Annotated in this window: 12 protein-coding genes and 1 rRNA gene; 3 read left to right on the top strand and 10 right to left on the bottom strand. The window is 70.5% G+C overall.

The features are described from left to right. Positions 1 to 39: 39 nt before the first annotated feature. The 3 genes from BJF85_RS07985 to BJF85_RS07975 form a co-directional block, all read right to left on the bottom strand. Positions 40 to 234, bottom strand: a complete 195-nt coding sequence (locus BJF85_RS07985; protein ID WP_139320523.1) for a hypothetical protein — start codon at positions 232 to 234, stop codon at positions 40 to 42. Next, positions 231 to 590, bottom strand: coding sequence for a WhiB family transcriptional regulator (locus tag BJF85_RS07980; protein WP_075846425.1), 360 nt, complete (start codon positions 588 to 590; stop codon positions 231 to 233). The genes BJF85_RS07985 and BJF85_RS07980 overlap by 4 nt, the downstream gene beginning before the upstream one ends. 675 nt (positions 591 to 1,265) lie before the next feature. Further along, the gene (locus BJF85_RS07975; RefSeq protein WP_075846424.1) at positions 1,266 to 3,353 is read right to left on the bottom strand and encodes an ATP-dependent DNA helicase UvrD2; all 2,088 of its coding nucleotides are present in this window, start codon (positions 3,351 to 3,353) and stop codon (positions 1,266 to 1,268) included. A 58-nt stretch (positions 3,354 to 3,411) separates the two neighbouring features. On the opposite strand from BJF85_RS07975, the gene BJF85_RS07970 reads away from it, so the two are divergent. Next, positions 3,412 to 4,140, top strand: a complete 729-nt coding sequence (locus BJF85_RS07970; protein ID WP_075846423.1) for a DUF4191 domain-containing protein — start codon at positions 3,412 to 3,414, stop codon at positions 4,138 to 4,140. Between the two features lie 101 nt (positions 4,141 to 4,241). On the opposite strand, the gene BJF85_RS07965 is transcribed toward BJF85_RS07970, so the two are convergent. After that, positions 4,242 to 4,718, bottom strand: a complete 477-nt coding sequence (locus tag BJF85_RS07965) for a hypothetical protein (protein WP_075846462.1) — start codon at positions 4,716 to 4,718, stop codon at positions 4,242 to 4,244. Positions 4,719 to 4,899: 181 nt separating this feature from the next. On the opposite strand from BJF85_RS07965, the gene glnA reads away from it, so the two are divergent. After that, positions 4,900 to 6,324, top strand: coding sequence for a type I glutamate--ammonia ligase (gene glnA, locus BJF85_RS07960; RefSeq protein WP_075846422.1), 1,425 nt, complete (start codon positions 4,900 to 4,902; stop codon positions 6,322 to 6,324). Positions 6,325 to 6,461: 137 nt separating this feature from the next. Further along, entirely contained in the window at positions 6,462 to 7,910 is a 1,449-nt protein-coding gene (locus BJF85_RS31255) for a BTAD domain-containing putative transcriptional regulator (protein WP_369822120.1), read from the top strand. A gap of 1,812 nt (positions 7,911 to 9,722) precedes the next feature. Here BJF85_RS31255 and BJF85_RS07950 read toward each other — a convergent pair. From BJF85_RS07950 to rrf, 6 genes are all read right to left on the bottom strand, one after another. Continuing rightward, positions 9,723 to 10,553 (bottom strand): ABC transporter permease, encoded by an 831-nt coding sequence (locus BJF85_RS07950; RefSeq protein ID WP_187346884.1) that lies wholly within the window; start codon positions 10,551 to 10,553, stop codon positions 9,723 to 9,725. Further along, positions 10,550 to 11,536: an ATP-binding cassette domain-containing protein gene (locus tag BJF85_RS07945; protein WP_075846421.1), complete on the bottom strand. Its 987-nt coding sequence runs from the start codon at positions 11,534 to 11,536 to the stop codon at positions 10,550 to 10,552. The genes BJF85_RS07950 and BJF85_RS07945 overlap by 4 nt, the downstream gene beginning before the upstream one ends. 186 nt (positions 11,537 to 11,722) lie before the next feature. Then, positions 11,723 to 12,154 carry a thioesterase family protein gene (locus BJF85_RS07940; protein ID WP_075846420.1) on the bottom strand — a complete coding sequence of 144 codons (432 nt, stop codon included), beginning with the start codon at positions 12,152 to 12,154 and terminating at the stop codon, positions 11,723 to 11,725. Positions 12,155 to 12,234: 80 nt separating this feature from the next. After that, complete coding sequence (locus BJF85_RS07935) at positions 12,235 to 15,201, bottom strand: bifunctional [glutamine synthetase] adenylyltransferase/[glutamine synthetase]-adenylyl-L-tyrosine phosphorylase (RefSeq protein ID WP_075846419.1); 2,967 nt, start codon at positions 15,199 to 15,201, stop codon at positions 12,235 to 12,237. Between the two features lie 68 nt (positions 15,202 to 15,269). After that, positions 15,270 to 16,037, bottom strand: coding sequence for a type 1 glutamine amidotransferase (locus tag BJF85_RS07930; RefSeq protein ID WP_255375477.1), 768 nt, complete (start codon positions 16,035 to 16,037; stop codon positions 15,270 to 15,272). Positions 16,038 to 16,148: 111 nt separating this feature from the next. Beyond that, positions 16,149 to 16,237 (bottom strand): 5S ribosomal RNA (gene rrf, locus BJF85_RS07925); the annotation flags it as partial.

Here is a 16,237-nt window from a genome sequence, read left to right as displayed (position 1 = left end):
GGACTCGCGAACACCGCACGTGGTGATCGTCGCGTCGGGTTATCGGTCGTAGCGGGCGGCGCGACGCGCCGCCCACCTGGCGACCCGGTGCCAGCGGCGGGCGGATTCGGCCCGCCGGTGTTCCCGCCTGCCGTCGGTGAACCGTTGTAGTTCCCGTATTCGATCCCGGGCCAGTTCCTCGTGGAGTAGATCCTGGAGCAACATCACGGAGGTCTCCCTGTTCGTGTCGGTCATGCCGCGCTCCATTCCCGGGACTCGGGCACCGGGTGCTTCCGGGGGCGGCCTCGCGGCCGCTTCCTGGCGACAACCGTGCCGCGGTCGAAGATCTCGCCACCCCAGACACCCCAGGGCTCACCGCGCGCGAGTGCACCGGCCAGGCAGGCCGAGCGCACCGGGCAATCCCCACAGAGAGCCTTGGCGCGTTCCAGGTCCGCGGGACGGTCGGCGAACCACAGGTCCGCGTCGCCCGCTTGGCAGGGCAGGTCGAGATCGGTGGACTGCCCGGAGTCGATCAGTTCGGCGACCCCGGTCGTCCCGGCCAACAGAGCGGAAAACGCCTCCTCTGACGCGGAGACGGTGGCCGTTGGCATGTCGGCTCTCCTTCAATGACGAGTGTGTGCGGATTGGTCGGCAGATCCACAAACCCTCGAACAGCACGAAGGCCGCGGATCCGGAGTGCGGTTCCGCGGCCTTCGAGAGCCTGATGCCTAGACGATGGCTAGGCGTTGCCTCTCGGATGAGCCAGGCGGAACCATGGACTTGCCCTGACGTTTGCGCGGCTGAACCTGCGCCGTACGGGCATCGCCCGTCACGGCAGCGAGGTGCACCTCGGCAGCAGCCGACATCCCGGACTCAACCGGGATGGTCGGAGCCCCCACGCGCGCAGCGCACGCACCGAGGTGACGCTCGTTCAGGAACACGGCAGGACGCCGACGGTCACCACGGACCGAAACGGCGCTACGCAGGCCAGTGCGGGCACGCAGACCGGAGATGTCGGCGATACCGATACTCGTGAACTTCACAGCCGACACCTCCTTCCGAAACGGGCAGCCGTCGCCGGGACGGCCGCGCTCTACGACCTGGTCACTGCAGGTTATGGCGCCCGGCCACACCCAAGCAACTCATTTTCCGAAAAGTTCCGCCGCGAAGCCCAGAATCCACCGTGACCAGCGACATCACCGCGAAAATCCACCACCCGGACCACACGACCGAGCCGGCCGCACCGGCAGCACCCGCAGCACCGGCCGCCGCGCCGGCCGCTCCGATCACTCCGCGGCGTCACGCACCACGGCCAGGACCTCCTCGCCGAAGCGCTGCAGCTTCGAGGCGCCGATCCCGGAGATACCCACGAGAGCTTTCGTGTCGGCAGGCCGCTGCTCGGCGATCGCCACCAACGTCGAATCGGTGAAGACGACGAACGCCGGCACGTTCAACTCCTTCGCCCGCTCGGTCCGCCAGTCCTTCAGCAGGTCGAGCAGATGCTCGTCGACATCGGCGGGGCATTTCGAGCAGCGGGCGAGTTTGACCTCCATCGTCGAGATCAGCGGGCGGCCGCAGATCCGGCACGCGGCACCGAACTTGTTCGGCTTGGCCGACTTCGCCACCCGGGAGGCCGGGTGGTCCTCCGGCACCAGGCCGTACAGGAAACGGCTGCGCCGCCGGTTGCGCCTGCCGTCGGGATGCCGCGAGAGCGCCCAGCTCAACGACAGATGCTCCCGCGCGCGCGTCACGCCCACGTAGAACAGCCGCCGTTCCTCCTCCACGGCCTCGTCGTCGCCGTCGGCGCGTTGGATCGGCACGGTCCCGTCGGCCAGCCCCACGAGGAACACCGCGTCCCATTCCAGGCCCTTCGCCGCGTGCAGCGACGCGAGCGTCACGCCCTCCACCGTCGGCGGATGCTGCGCCGAGGCGCGCTGGTCGAGTTCGGTGACGAACCTGCCGAGCGAGGCGCCCTCGACGGTGCGTGCGAGCTCCTCGGCCACCTCCACCAGCGCCAGCAACGCGTCCCACCGTTCGCGTGCCGCACCGCCCGCCGGCGGCTGCTCGCTCAGACCAGCGCGGGCCAGTACCCGGCGGACCAGGGCGACGAGCTCGCCCTGCGGTTGTTCGGCCGCCGCCGTCCTCAGGGCGGACATGGCCTGCCGGATCTCCTGCCGTTGGAAGAAGCGTTCGCCGCCGCGCACCAGGTACGGCACGCCCGCCTCGGACAGGGCCTGTTCGTAGGCCTCCGACTGGGCGTTGACCCGGTACAGCACGGCGACCTCGCTGGCCGGCACGCCCTCGTCGAGCAGCGTGCGGATGCGCGCGGCGACCGCGGCCGCCTCGGCGGGTTCGTCGTCGTACTCGGCGAACCGGGGTTCGGGTCCGTCGGCCCGCTGCCCGATCAGCTCCAGCCGCGATCCGGCGGGACGGCCCCTGGCCGCGCCGATGGCCCGGTTGGCCAGCGAGACCACCTGGGGCGTCGAGCGGTAGTCCCGTTCGAGCCGGACGACGACGGCCTCCGGGAAGCGCCGCGTGAACTCCAGCAGTGGACGCGGGGACGCGCCGCCGAAGGAGTAGATCGTCTGGTTGGCGTCGCCGACGACGGTGAGGTCGTCGCGGCCGCCGAGCCACGCGTCCAGGAGTCGCTGCTGTGCGGGGGTGACGTCCTGGTACTCGTCGACGACGAAGCAGCGGTACCGGTCGCGGAACTCCTCGGCGACGGCGCGGTGTTCCTCGAGTGCCGCGGTGGTGTGCAGCAGCAGGTCGTCGAAGTCGAGCAGTTGCGCCTCGTTCTTCGTGCGCTCGTAGCCGCGGTAGAGCTCGGCGATCCGTTCGGCGGGTTCGGGGATGTCGCGTTTGCGCCGGGCGACGGCCGCCGGGTAGTCGTCCGGGCCGATGAGCGAGGCCTTGGCCCATTCGATCTCGCTCGTCAGGTCGCGCAGGAGCTCGACCTCGGTGGGCAGGCCGAGCCGGTTGGCGGCCTGGCCGACGATCCGCAGCTTGTTGCCCTCGATGAGGTCCCACTGGCGGTCGCCGACGACGCGCGGCCAGAAGTAGCGCAGCTGACGCAGCGCCGCGGCGTGGAACGTCCTGGCCTGCGCCGCCTCGACGCCGAGGCCCCGCAACCGGGTCCGCAGCTCCCCCGCCGCCCGCGAGGTGAACGTGACGGCGAGGACCTGACCTGCGGATACGTGGCCGGATCGCACCAGGTAGGCGATGCGATGGGTGATCGTCCGCGTCTTGCCGGTGCCGGCTCCGGCCAGGACGCACACGGGCCCGCGCGGCGCGCACGCGGCGGCGCGCTGCTGCGGGTCGAGGCCCTCGAGCAGTTCCGGATGACGGTTCGACGACGCACTTCCCACGCCCCGCATCCTCGCAGAGGGGGCCGACAGAACACCCACAGCCCGGGCGTCCGTATCCTGGCTCATTATGGCGGAGAAGCTGGACAAAGAGGCCAAGAAGCAGGCCAAGAAGGAGAAGAAGGCCGCGAGCAAGGCGCGCCGCGGTCAGATCTTCCAGGCGTTCCACATGCAGCGCAAGGAGGACAAGGCGCTGATCCCGTGGATGCTGGGACTACTCCTGGGCATCACGGGCCTGGTCTTCCTGCTCGGCATGTGGATCGGCATCGAATGGTTCCTGTTGCCGGTCGGCATCATGCTCGGTGTGCTGGCCGCGATCATCGTGTTCGGCCGCCGCGTGCAGCGGAACGTGTTCACCAAGGCCGAGGGCCAGCCGGGTGCGGGCGCGTGGGCGCTCGACAACCTGCGCGGCAACTGGCGCGTGACCCAGACGGTCGCGGCCACCACCCATCTCGACGCCGTCCACCGGGTTCTCGGTGGGCCGGGCGTCATCCTCGTGGCCGAAGGCGCTCCGCACCGCATCAAGGGCCTCATCTCGCAGGAGAAGAAGCGCATCGCCCGATTGATCGGCGACACCCCGATCTACGAGGTCACCATCGGCACCGAAGAGGGTCAGATCCCGCTGCGCAAGCTGCAGAGCACCCTCATGAAGCTGCCCCGCAACCTCAAGCGTGGGCAGGTCGACGCGCTCGAGGCGAAGCTGAGCGCGCTGGGCAACCGCGGCGCCGCGATGCCGAAGGGTCCGATGCCCCAGGGCGCCAAGATGCGCAACATGCAGCGGACGATCCGTCGCCGCTGACCGGCTTACTCGCCATGTAGAGCCGCACGAACACGCGAGAGCCGCCTCCCGGTCCGGGAGGCGGCTCTCGTGCGTTCGGGGCCGGGGTGTTCGGGCCGGTGTCAGCGCATGCGGATGGCGACGGTGCCGGTGGCGCGGTCGTGCCAGGCGCGGCCGTCGGCGTTGCGCACGACCGCGGGGATGATGAGGAACGTCAGGACGCAGCGCACGGCGGCGCGCCACAGGCCGGGGACGCCGGCGCCGTCGAGTCGGCCGATCCGCACGCCGCACAGGGCCATGCCGGGGGTGAAGCTGAAGAACGCCGCCGACCCGGTGGTGATGACGGCCCAGGTGGCCAGCGACCACAGGTTGAAGGCCTCCATGGCGGCCATGTCGCCGTAGTCGGGGCGGATGAAGATCGCGGTCAGCAACGACGCGACGAGGAGGTCGGCGACGAGGCCGAAGAAGCGCCGTGCGGCGGGCGCCGCCGCTCCGATACCGTCCTCCGGAAGGCCGAGTCGTTCACCCGGCCAACGCGGAGGGTCCTCATCCGCCGCTCCGGACGGATTCGACAGCCACTCTCCGGTCCATCTAGCCACGCGAACAGGGTAAGTCGCCGGTTCGGCGGTGCCGTGACCGGCCTGACGTGCGACCATCCGGTATCTCCCGATCCGTTAACCCCGGTGAAACATTCGGGTGACGGTCGGGCAACACCGCCCTTTTAACTTGGGCCGAAGAGAGCAACGCCGCACGAGCTCGATTTAGAAGGAGTCACCGAGGGTGTCCACTACTGCAGACGATGTCCTGCGTCTTATCGCTGACGAGGACGTGCAATTCATCGATGTGAGGTTCTGCGACCTTCCCGGGATCATGCAGCACTTCACCGTCCCCGCCAAGGCTTTCGACGCGGACGCCTTCGAAGAGGGTCTCGCCTTCGACGGTTCCTCGGTGCGCGGCTTCCAGTCCATTCACGAATCGGACATGCTGCTGCTGCCGGACCCGGCGACCGCGAAGATCGACCCGTTCCGGCAGGCCAAGACGCTGTCGATGAACTTCTTCGTGCACGACCCGTTCACGCGTGAGCCCTACAGCCGCGACCCGCGCAACATCGCGCGCAAGGCCGAGCAGTTCATCTCCGAGTCGGGCATCGCCGACACGGTGTTCTTCGGCCCGGAGGCCGAGTTCTACGTCTTCGACGACGTGCGCTTCGACTCGTCCGAGAACGGCACCTTCCACGAGATCGACTCGGTCGAGGGCTGGTGGAACACGGGCCGCAAGGAAGAGGGCGGCAACCTGGGCTACAAGACCAAGTTCAAGGGCGGCTACTTCCCCGTCCCGCCGGTCGACCACTACGCCGACCTGCGCGACGAGATCTCGACGCACCTGATGGAGTCGGGCTTCGACCTCGAGCGTGCGCACCACGAGGTGGGCACCGCCGGTCAGGCCGAGATCAACTACAAGTTCAACACGATGCTGCACGCTGCCGACGACCTGCAGCTGTTCAAGTACATCGTGAAGAACACGGCCTTCGCCAACGGCAAGACCGCCACGTTCATGCCGAAGCCGCTGTTCGGTGACAACGGTTCCGGTATGCACTGCCACCAGTCGCTGTGGAAGGACGGCCAGCCGCTGTTCTACGACGAGTCCGGTTATGCCGGCCTGTCGGACACGGCCCGCCACTACATCGGCGGCATCCTGGCCCACGCCCCCAGCCTGCTGGCCTTCACCAACCCGACCGTCAACTCGTACCACCGGCTCGTGCCGGGCTTCGAGGCGCCGGTCAGCCTGGTGTACTCGCAGCGGAACCGTTCGGCGTGTGTCCGTATCCCGATCACGGGCAACAACGCGAAGGCCAAGCGCATCGAGTTCCGTTGCCCCGACTCGTCCGGTAACCCGTACCTGGCGTTCGCCGCGATGATGATGGCCGGCCTCGACGGCATCAAGAACAAGATCGAGCCGCCGGAGCCGATCGACAAGGACCTGTACGAGCTTCCGCCGGAGGAGGCGAGCGACGTCAAGCAGGTCCCGGCCGACCTGGGCACGGTGCTCGACGCACTGGAGGCCGACCACGACTACCTGCTCGAGGGTGGCGTGTTCACCCCCGACGTGATCGAGAAGTGGATCGCCTTCAAGCGCGAGGAAGAGATCGACCCGCTGCGCCTGCGTCCGCACCCGTACGAGTTCGCTCTGTACTACGACTGCTGATTCGTCGCGTCGCTGAGATCCACCCCCGCGCGGGGCTTGCGAGTCATCGAGGCCCCCGCCGCCGGTTTTTGTGCCTACGACGAGGTCTCCGGCGCCGTCGGCGTCGCGGAGCGCGGGCGATCTGGAAGGCTGGGTCTGTGCAGGTAGCGCTGCTCGGCCCGGTGCGGGTGGAGACGGAGGACGGCACGCCGGCGGATGTCGGCGGGCCGCGCCTGCGCATGCTGCTGGCCAGGTTGGCGCTCGACGCCGGGCGTGCGGTGCCCGTGGAGGCGCTGATCGACGGGTTGTGGGGTGACGAGCCGCCGGCCGGGGCCGCCAACGCCCTGCAGTCGCTCGTCTCCCGGTTGCGCCGGGCGCTGGCCGCGGCCGGGGTGGAACTGGAGTCCGGCGCCGGTGGGTATCGGCTCGCGGTGGATCCCGACGCGGTCGACATCCACCGGTTCGAACGCCTGGCCACGGCCGGGCGCAGGGACCTCGCCGCAGGCCGGCTCGACCGCGCCGCCGACACGCTGACCGACGCGTTGGCCCTGTGGCGCGGCGCGGCGTTGGCCGACGTGCTCGACGCGCCGTTCGCCGCCGGCCCCGCCACGCGCCTCGACGAACGCCATACGGAGACCCGCGAGGACTGGTTCGAGACCGAGCTGCAGCGCGGACGGCACGCCGCCGTACTCGCCGACCTCGCCGACGCGGCCAAGACGCACCCGCTGCGGGAACGACTGGCCGGGCTGCACATCCGCGCCCTGTCCACCGCCGGACGGCAGGCCGAGGCGCTCGCCGCCTACGCCGAACTGCGCACCACCCTGGCCGACGAACTGGGCGTCGACCCGTCGACCGAACTGCAGGACGTGCACCTGCGCGCGCTCCGCGGCGAGTACTCGCCCGCGGCCACCGCCGTGGACCGGCTCCCGCGACGGCTGACCAGCTTCATCGGCCGGACCGACGAACTCGACCGCCTCGCCGATCTGCTCGAGGTGTCCCGGCTGGTCACGCTCGTCGGCCCGGGCGGGGCCGGCAAGACGCGGCTCGGGATCGAGGCGGCGTCCCGGCATCCCGCGCAGACCCGCGGCACGGTGTGGTTCGCGCCCCTCGCCGGCGTGCGCGACGCCGACGACGTGCTGCCCGCGCTGTCCAACGCGTTGGGCGTCCGCGACCTGCGGGCCACCGAGACCGAGGCGATCTGGCGCCAACACGACCCGTTCGCGCAGGTGGTGGAAACCCTCAGCGGCGGTGAGGCGCTGCTCGTGCTGGACAACTGCGAACACGTCATCGACGCGGCCGCCGAACTGGCCGAGCAGCTGCTGCTGAACCTGCCGTCGTTGCGGGTGCTGGCCACCAGCCGCGAACCGCTCGCGATCACCGGCGAGGCCCTGTGCCAGGTCGGCCCGCTGCCCGTGCCCAACGGCACGCGACCGCCTCCGCCCTGGAACAGCTCGACTCCGTGCGACTGCTGCTCGACCGCGCGCGGGCGGCACAACCGGACTTCCGCCTCGACGAATCCACAGTGGACGCCGTCCGGCAGATCTGCCTGCGGTTGGACGGCATGCCGCTCGCACTGGAACTCGCCGCCGCCCGGCTGCGGTCGATGACCCCGGCCCAGATCGCCGAACGCCTCGACGACCGGTTCCGACTGCTCACCTCGGGCAGCCGCACGGCGCTGCCGCGGCAACGCACGCTGCGGGCCGTCGTCGAATGGAGCTGGGACCTGCTGACCGAACCGGAACGCCGGCTCGCCCGGCGCCTCGCCGTGTTCGCGGGCAGTTTCTCCGCCGAGGCGGTGGAGATCGTCTGCGCCGACGACGACCTGCCCGCCGCCGACGTGGTGTACGTGCTCGGCTCGCTCGTCGAGAAGTCCATCGTCGAGAAGTCCGAGGACTCCACTGTGGACGGCGCCGGTCCGCGGTATCGGATGCTCGAGACGTTGCGCGTCTACGCCTCCGACCGGCTCGCCGAATCCGGGGAACGGGACCGGATGCTCGCGGCCATGGTCGCCCACTACGCCGACCTGGTCGAACGCAACGAACCGCTGCTGCGCACGCGCGACCAGCTCGACGCGATCGCGGTGTACGAACGGGAGAGCGACAACCTCAACGCCGCGCTGCGGGAGGCGATCGAGTCGGACTCGCCCGACACGGCGGTCCGCCTGCTGTTCGGGATGTACTGGTACCTCAACCTCGTCGGCCAGACCGAACGCGGCGCGGCGTTCGTGACCGAGGTGCTCGAGTTCGCCGATCGCCTCCCACCGGACGTCGCGGCGTGCCTGCGGATGTGCGACGTCTCCATCCTGGCCTGGTCGAACCAGTCGATCACCAACCTGCCCGAACTGGTCGACGACTGCGTGCGCACCGGCGCCACGCAGAAGTACCCGTGGCTGTGGGTCGGCGTGGCGCTCGTGGCGTATCTGAACGGTGAACGCGACCTGGCGATGCGCGAGGTCGACCGCGTGACCGCGTGGGAGGACCCGTGGCGCCGCGCCGTCGGACACTGGGAACAGGGCTTCGTGCTCACCCTCTCCGGTGACCTCGAGGGTGCGCGGCGGGCACGCGAACTCGCCTACCGCGGGTTCGTCGAGGTCGGCGACCGCTGGGGACTCGGCGTCACGGTCACGTTCCGCGCCGCCCAGCAGTCCTACAGCGGCGACCACGAGGCGGCGCTCGCCGGCTACACGGAGGGTCTGCGGCGGGCGATGGAAATGCGCTCGGCCGACGACGTGGTGCACCAGTACTGGCGACTGGCCTCGGAACGTTCGCGGGCGGGCGACCAGGAAGGCGCGTGGCGTGACCTCGAGGCAGCCGAACGCCACGCCGCCGCCAGGGGCCCGAGCCGCGCGCAGCGGGTCCTGCTGTTCATGGGCCGCGTCGAGGTACTGCTGCGCGAAGGGCGCCTCGCCGAGGCGCGGGAGGTGTTCCGCGAGATCCGCATCCGGCAGTCCGATCCGGACCAGGAGCTGTTCGAACAGGAGTGGAACGACACCGTCGAGGCCGGTCTGCTACTGGCCGAGGGCGAGGCGGACGAGGCTCAACGACTCGTGTCCACGGTGCTCGCCTCGTCCGTCGAACGCTCCGACATGCCCGACGTGGCCGCGATGATCGAACTCCTCGCGCGGATCCGCCTCCGCCAGGGCGAGGCCGAACTCGCGGCCCGGCTGCTGTCGCTGACCGCCGTGGTGCGCGGCCAGCTCGACCTGGGCAGTCCCGAGGTGAGCGAGCTGGCCGCCGACCTGACCGCCGCGCTGGGCACCGAACGCTACGACGAGCTCGCCGCCGAGATGCAGCGGTGGTCGCGGGACGAGGCGATCGCGTGGGTGCTGGCACAGCACACGACGTGAACCCCGGTGCCCGGCCGCGTACCGACCGGGCACCGGAGCTCACCGGCATCCGCACCCCCGAGGGCGGACGCCCTCAGACCCGCCTGCGATAGGCCCACATCGCGAGCGGGAAGAACACGGCCACGGTGGCCGCCATCCACATCAGCGCCCCGGCCAGCGGTCCGGCGACCGCGCCGCCGTTGAGCAGGCCGCGCATCGTGTCGGCCATCAGGCTGACCGGACTGATGTCGGCCCAGGCCGCCAACCAACTCGGCATCGTGGCGGTGTCGACGAAGACGTTGCTGCCGAACGTCAACGGCATGATGAACACGAACATCAGCCCCATCACCGCACCCGGCGACTTCAGCAACATGCCGACGAACACCGAGATCCAGCAGAAGCACAGTCCGAACGCGATCGCCAGCAGCATCGCCGCCGTGAACTCGACCGGCCCGGTCTGCACGACGAAACCCATCACGGTCGCCACGACCAGCAGCACCACCAGGCACGCCACGTAGCGCACGATGTCGGCCAGCACCGCACCGACCAGCGGGGCGGAACGGGCGATCGGCATCGCTCGGAACCGGTCGAACACGCCCTTGGTGACGTCGGTGTTGAGCTGCGTGCCGACGGTCATCGAGGCCTGCAGGGTGTTCATGACGATCAGCCCCGGCACGAGCATCTGCAGGTACGCGTCGATGGAACCGCCGAGCGCGTTGCCGAACAGGTACGTGAACATCAGCAGGAAGATGATCGGCATCAGCGTGACGTCGGCCAGCTGTTCCGGGTTCTTGCGGATCTTCAGGATGCCCCGCCACCCGAGCGACAGCGCGTGGTTGGCGCCCTGGGCGAGGCCGATGCGGCGGGGTGGCTCCCCGGCCGTCGCCGTCCCGGTGGGGGCGGCGGGGGTCATGGTGGCGGTCATGCCGGGCTCCCTTCGAGTTCGCCCTTCGGGTCTGCGTCTGTGTTCTTGTCGGTCGCGTGGCCGGTCAGGGCGAGGAACACCTCGTCGAGACTGGGCAGCCGCAGTGCCAATTCGTCGGCCGTGATGCCCGCGCCGTCGAGCCGGCGGACCACTGTGGACAGCAGCATCGGATCGGCCACCGGCGCGGTGAGCAGTCCGGTCGCGGTGTCGCGGGCCGGCCGGGTGCCGGTGAGTTCGGCGAGGATCGCCTCGACGGCGTCGAGGTCGGCCAGGGACGTCGGCCGGACCTGCAACGTCTGGCCGCCGACCTTCCGCTTGAGCTCGTCCGCGCGGCCGTCGGCGACGACGTTGCCGTGGTCGAACACGGTGATCCGGTCGGCCAGCTGATCGGCCTCCTCGAGGTACTGCGTCGTCAGCAGCACCGTGGCGCCGTCGTCGACGAGCCCCCGGACGACGTTCCACACCTCGTTGCGGGCGTGCGGGTCGAGCCCCGTGGTCGGCTCGTCCAGGTACAGCACGGCAGGCCGTCCGACCAGGCTCGCCGCGAGGTCGAGCCGGCGCCGCATCCCGCCGGAGTAGGTGCGGATCGGCCGCTTCGCCGCGTGCGAGAGCTCGAACCGCTCCAGCAGCTCGACGGCCCTGGCGCGGGCGTCCCGGCCGGACAGGTTGAGCAGCTTGCCGATCAGCACCAGGTTCTCGGTGCCGTTGAGGTCCTCGTCGACCGAGGCGTACTGCCCGGTGAGTCCCACCTGGTTGCGTACCCGCACCGGATCGCGCACCACGTCGTACCCGCCGACGGTGGCGCGCCCCGCGTCGGGCTTGAGCAGTGTCGCCAGAATGCGCACCGCCGTCGTCTTGCCCGCGCCGTTCGGCCCGAGCACCCCGACCACCTTGCCGAACGGGACCTCCAGGTCCACCCCGTCCAGCGCCTTCGTCTCCCCGAAATGCTTGACCAGGCCCTCGGCCTGAATCGCGTGCGACATGTTGCCTCCTCCTGCGCCGCTCGAACCACACGGTGGACGGCGGCGCTGGCAACACACGCACAGCGCGCTGACAACGACCTGTCAGCGGGTATCAGTGGGTGTCAGCGGGGAGGCTGTGTTGTCAGTGAGGAGGCCCTGTCGACGGGGCTCTGTCAGCGGAGCCCCTGTCGGCAGCGAGCGGCGCGGTCACGCCGCGCGGAGCAGGTCCAGGTCGATACCGGCGTCCTGCATGCGCTCGAACGGGCCGGGCACGAGCTTGCGCTTGTCCAGGTCCATCAGGCCCAACGTCGACTCGATCTCCGCGGACACGGTGCCGTCGAGTTTGGTGATGACGTTGTCCATCCAGAAGACCTTCTTGTCCTCCTCGAACCGCGCCGTGCACGTCACCGTGACCTCGTCGCCGAAGTGCAGCTCGCGGCGGAAGCGGATGTGCGATTCGAGCATCACGATGCCGATGCCCTGCTTGAGCATCCCCTCCATGACGCCGGCGGCCACGGCCAGCTCGGTGCGCGCGATCTCGCCGTACTGGTGGTACACGGCGTGGTTCACATGGCCGTTCGGGTCCAACTCGTAGGTGCGGACCTTGGTCTGGATCGAGAAGGGAGCACGCTCAGTCACGCCTGTCACCCTAGAACGCCCGTCCGGCGCAGGTCTCCCCATGGTGAGCAGCCGCTCAGCTCGCGGTCCGTGTCGGCGGGTCAGGCGTCGTAGAACAGGCGCTCGACCACCGCATGGGCTTGCCGAGTGGTCTTGCGGTAGGCGTCGAGGAACTCTCCCGCGTCGTCGTCGACGCCGTGGCCGAAGATGCTCGCCACCGCCGTCAACTCCCGGCCCGACGCCGGCAGCTGGTCCACCGCCTTGCCGCGCACCAACATCGCCGCGTTGCGCGCCTTGGTCGCCAACAACCACGACTCGCGCAACGCCTCGACCTCGTCCCGCTCGGCCAGCCCCGCCTCGCCCATCGCCTCGAGCGCACCCGGCGTCGACGTCGTCCGCAGCGCCGGCACCTCGTGCGCGTACCGCAACTGCGCGAGCTGCGCGGTCCACTCCACATCGGCCAGTCCGCCGCGGCCGAGTTTCGTGTGCATCGTCGGGTCCGCCCCGCGCGGCATGCGCTCGGTGTCCACCCGCGCCTTGATCCGCCGCACCTCACGCACCTTCGTCGCGTCCAACCCGCCCTCCGGGTAGCGCACCGGGTCGATCGCCGCGATGAACCGCTCCCCCAGGTCGTCGTCGCCGGCGAGGAACCGGGCCCGCAGCAACGCCTGCGACTCCCACACCTCACCCCAACGCTCGTAGTAGGCGCGATACGACTCGAACGTTCGCACCAACGGCCCGCTGCGACCCTCCGGGCGCAGCTCCGCGTCGACCTCCAACGCCGGGTCCTGCGTCGGCGCGCCCAGCACCGAGCGCAACGTCTCCGCGACCGTCGTGGCGAACTTGAGCGCCTCGGCGTCCGTCGCGTCGCCGGCCCGCTCGCACACGAACATCACGTCGGCGTCCGAGCCGTACCCGAGTTCACCGCCGCCGAGTCTGCCCATGCCGATGACGGCCAGCTTCGCCGGCTGCCCACCGATCTGCGCCTGCTGGTACCGCGTCGCCGCCTCCAACGCCGCCTGCAGCACCGCCACCCACACCGACGACAGCGCATCGCAGACCGACGGCACGTCGAGCAGGCCGAGGATGTCGGCGCACGCCACCCGCAACATCTCGTGCCTGCGCAACGACCGCGCGGTCGCCACCGCGGCGTTCATCCCCGGCTGGCGCCGTGCCGCCGCGCGCAACGACGTCGCCGTCTCCGCCGGGTCGCGGCCGCACAACCGGTCCGCGTCGCCGAGCATGCGCAACACCTCGGGCGCGCGCACCAACAGGTCGGGCACCAGCCGCGACGTGCCGAGCAGGGTCGCGAGGTTCTCGGCGACCTCGGCCTCGTCGCGCAGCACCCGCAGATACCACGGGGTCTCCGCCAGGGCCTCCGACACGCGCCGATACGCCAGCAGGCCGCCGTCCGGTTCCGGCGTGTCGGCCAGCAGGTCGAGCAGCACCGGCAGCAACGTCTGCTGGATCGCGGCCCGCCTGCTCACGCCCGCGGTGAGGGTGCGGATGTGCTGCAACGCCCCGTCCGGCGAGGCGAATCCGAGCGCCGTGAGCCGCTGCGAGGCCTGCTTCGCCGTCAACCGCAGGTCCGCGCTCGGCACGCGGGCCACGGCGTCCAGCAACGGCCGGTAGAACAGCTTCTCGTGCAGCGTCCGCACATGCCGCACGTGCTTGCGGAATTCCTGGAGGAGCGACTCGGCCACCGACTTCGACCGCGACTGCCGGATGCCGACGGCCCGCGCCAACCACCGCAACGCCGCCGTGTCGTCGGCCTCCGGGAACAGGTGGGTCCGGCGCAGCGCACGCAGCTGCAGCCGATGCTCGAGCAACCGCAGGAACTCGTAGGACTCCTGCATCTCCGCCGCGTCGGTCCGCCCGACGTACCCGCCGGAGCCCAACGCGTCGAGCGCGTTCAACGTCGACCCCGACCGCAACTGCGGATCGACCCGGCCGTGCACCAACTGCAGCAGCTGCACGGCGAACTCGACGTCGCGCAGCCCGCCGCGGCCGAGTTTCAGCTCGCGGTCGGCGATGTCGGCGGGGATGTGCTTCTCGACCCGGCGGCGCATGTGCTGCACGTCGGTGACGAAGTTGTCGCGTTCGGCCGCCGACCACACCATCGGCGCGACGAGCTCGGCGTACCGCCTGCCCAGTTCGGCGTCCCCCGCCGCGGGCCGGGCCTTCAGCAGCGCCTGGAACTCCCACGTGCGCGCCCACTTCTTGTAGTAGGCCTCGTGGCTGTCGAGGGTGCGCACGAGCGCCCCGGCCTTGCCCTCCGGGCGCAGCGCCGCGTCGACCTCGAAGCACGCCTTGCCGACGACCCGCATCATCGCCGACGCCAGGCGCGTCCCCACGTCGAGGTCGCCGTCGCCGACGAACACGACGTCCACGTCGCTCACGTAGTTCAGTTCGCCGCCGCCGCACTTGCCCATGGCGATCACGGCCAACGTCGCGTTCTCGGCTCCACGGGTCTCGTACTCGGCGACGGACAACCCGGCCCGCAACGCCGCGTCGGCCAGGTCGGTGAGCGCCTGGGCCGTGTCGGCGAACGTGGGCTCCGGGATCCGGTCCTCGACGAGGTGGCCCAGGTCGTCGGCGGCGATCTCCAGCAGCAGCCCGCGGTAGCCCTTGCGCAGGGCCTGCTCGGCGGCGCTGCCCGCCAGTGGCGCGCCGCCGGGCGCGACGGCCTGCTGCAGCGCGGCGCCGTACTTGGTGCGCGGCGTCGGGTCCTGCAGCCGGCGCCATTCGGCGGGTGCGCTGACGAGGAAATCGCCCAGCGCCGTGGACGTGCCGGCGACGCCGAACAGCCGGCCGCGCACGACCTCGTCGTCCGCGATGGCCGCGGCGAGCCGGGTCCACGTGTCGGGGTCGGCCTGCCGGATGCGGTCCACGGTACGCAGCGCCAGGTCCGGGTCGGGGGTGTGGGACAACGCCGTCACCACGGCCTCCGCGCCGGGGGCCGGGCCGTTGCCCGACCACCAGCCCGCGGCACGCAGTTCGTCGACGGAATGCTCCGACGTGAAACCGAACCTCGCGACCGATGCCGCCGGGCGAACGCTGTCTACCATCGCCCCTAGCCTAGGACATCCCCGCTGATCGACGGTGTGATCAGATCCGGTCCTCCTCGGGCCGCGGTTCAGAGCAGCGGGAGGCGACGTTTCGGCTCCTGCACGGGCGGGCGCTCGCCGCGGACGAGCTCGACGAAGCGGTGCGTGAACGGGCGCCACACCTCGGCGAAGTCCCGGTGCGCTCGCTCCAGTCTGTCCGGGTCGAACGCGCCGTCGTCGGCGGCCGCGGCCACGTCCGGTGACCGGGCGACCCAGTCGTTGACGATCTCCGGCGTGGTCTCGATGTGGAACTGCAGCCCGTAGGCGTAGCGGCCGATGCGGAACGCCTGGTTCGGGTACTTCGGCGAGGAGGCGAGCAGGGTCGCCTCCGGCGGGAGCTGCTCCACGACGTCCCGATGGAACTCCAGCACGTCGGGCATAAGTGGGGTGTCGGCGAAGAGCGGGTCGGTCCAGGCCGCGTCCTTCTTGGAGACGAGTGCGGGGCCGGCCTCCGGTCCGGCACTGCCGCGGGCGATGGTCCCGCCGGTGGCGGCGCCGAGGAGCTGTCCGCCGAGGCACACACCCAGCGTCGGCACCTCGGCGGCCGTGCAGCTGGCGAGGAGTTCACGGATGGCGGGCAGCCACGGGTGCTGGTCGTCGTCGAGGGGCCCCATGCCGCCGCCGAGGCAGACGACGGCGTCGTAGCCGTCGGCGCCGGCGGGGATGTCGTCGATACCGGCCCGGACGATGTCGAGGGTGGCGCCCGTTTCCTGCAGCCAGTCGCCGAGCGTGCCGAGCGGGACGTTCTCCTCGGGCTGCAGGACGAGAATGCGCGTGGGCTCGGTCGACGTAGTCACACGCCCAGCGTAATTCATGTCCGCGGCATCATTCACGCACAAAGAAAAGCGGGCCTGTCGGCGAATCCGTTTCCGGACTCGAGCCGACAGGCCCGCTTCTTATCATGTTGAGTTCGGCGGTGTCCTACTCTCCCACACCCCTACGAGTGCAGTACCATCGGCGCTGGCAGGCTTAGCTTCCGGGTTCGGAATGGGACCGG

The organism is Saccharomonospora sp. CUA-673 (assembly GCF_001942305.1).
Taxonomy (GTDB): domain Bacteria; phylum Actinomycetota; class Actinomycetes; order Mycobacteriales; family Pseudonocardiaceae; genus Prauserella.
Note: the sequence above shows the minus strand (reverse complement) of the source record. Positions and strands in the feature narration are given on the sequence as shown.

What these genes read in the sequence shown, in the direction of transcription:
- BJF85_RS07970 (WP_075846423.1), top strand. Translation starts at nt 3,412, where the DNA reads ATGGCGGAGAAGCTGGACAAAGAGGCCAAGAAGCAGGCCAAGAAGGAG.
- BJF85_RS07945 (WP_075846421.1), bottom strand. Translation starts at nt 11,536, where the DNA reads ATGTCGCACGCGATTCAGGCCGAGGGCCTGGTCAAGCATTTCGGGGAG.
- BJF85_RS07985 (WP_139320523.1), bottom strand. Translation starts at nt 234, where the DNA reads ATGACCGACACGAACAGGGAGACCTCCGTGATGTTGCTCCAGGATCTA.
- BJF85_RS07950 (WP_187346884.1), bottom strand. Translation starts at nt 10,553, where the DNA reads ATGACCGCCACCATGACCCCCGCCGCCCCCACCGGGACGGCGACGGCC.
- BJF85_RS07980 (WP_075846425.1), bottom strand. Translation starts at nt 590, where the DNA reads ATGCCAACGGCCACCGTCTCCGCGTCAGAGGAGGCGTTTTCCGCTCTG.
- BJF85_RS07975 (WP_075846424.1), bottom strand. Translation starts at nt 3,353, where the DNA reads ATGCGGGGCGTGGGAAGTGCGTCGTCGAACCGTCATCCGGAACTGCTC.
- BJF85_RS07935 (WP_075846419.1), bottom strand. Translation starts at nt 15,201, where the DNA reads ATGGTAGACAGCGTTCGCCCGGCGGCATCGGTCGCGAGGTTCGGTTTC.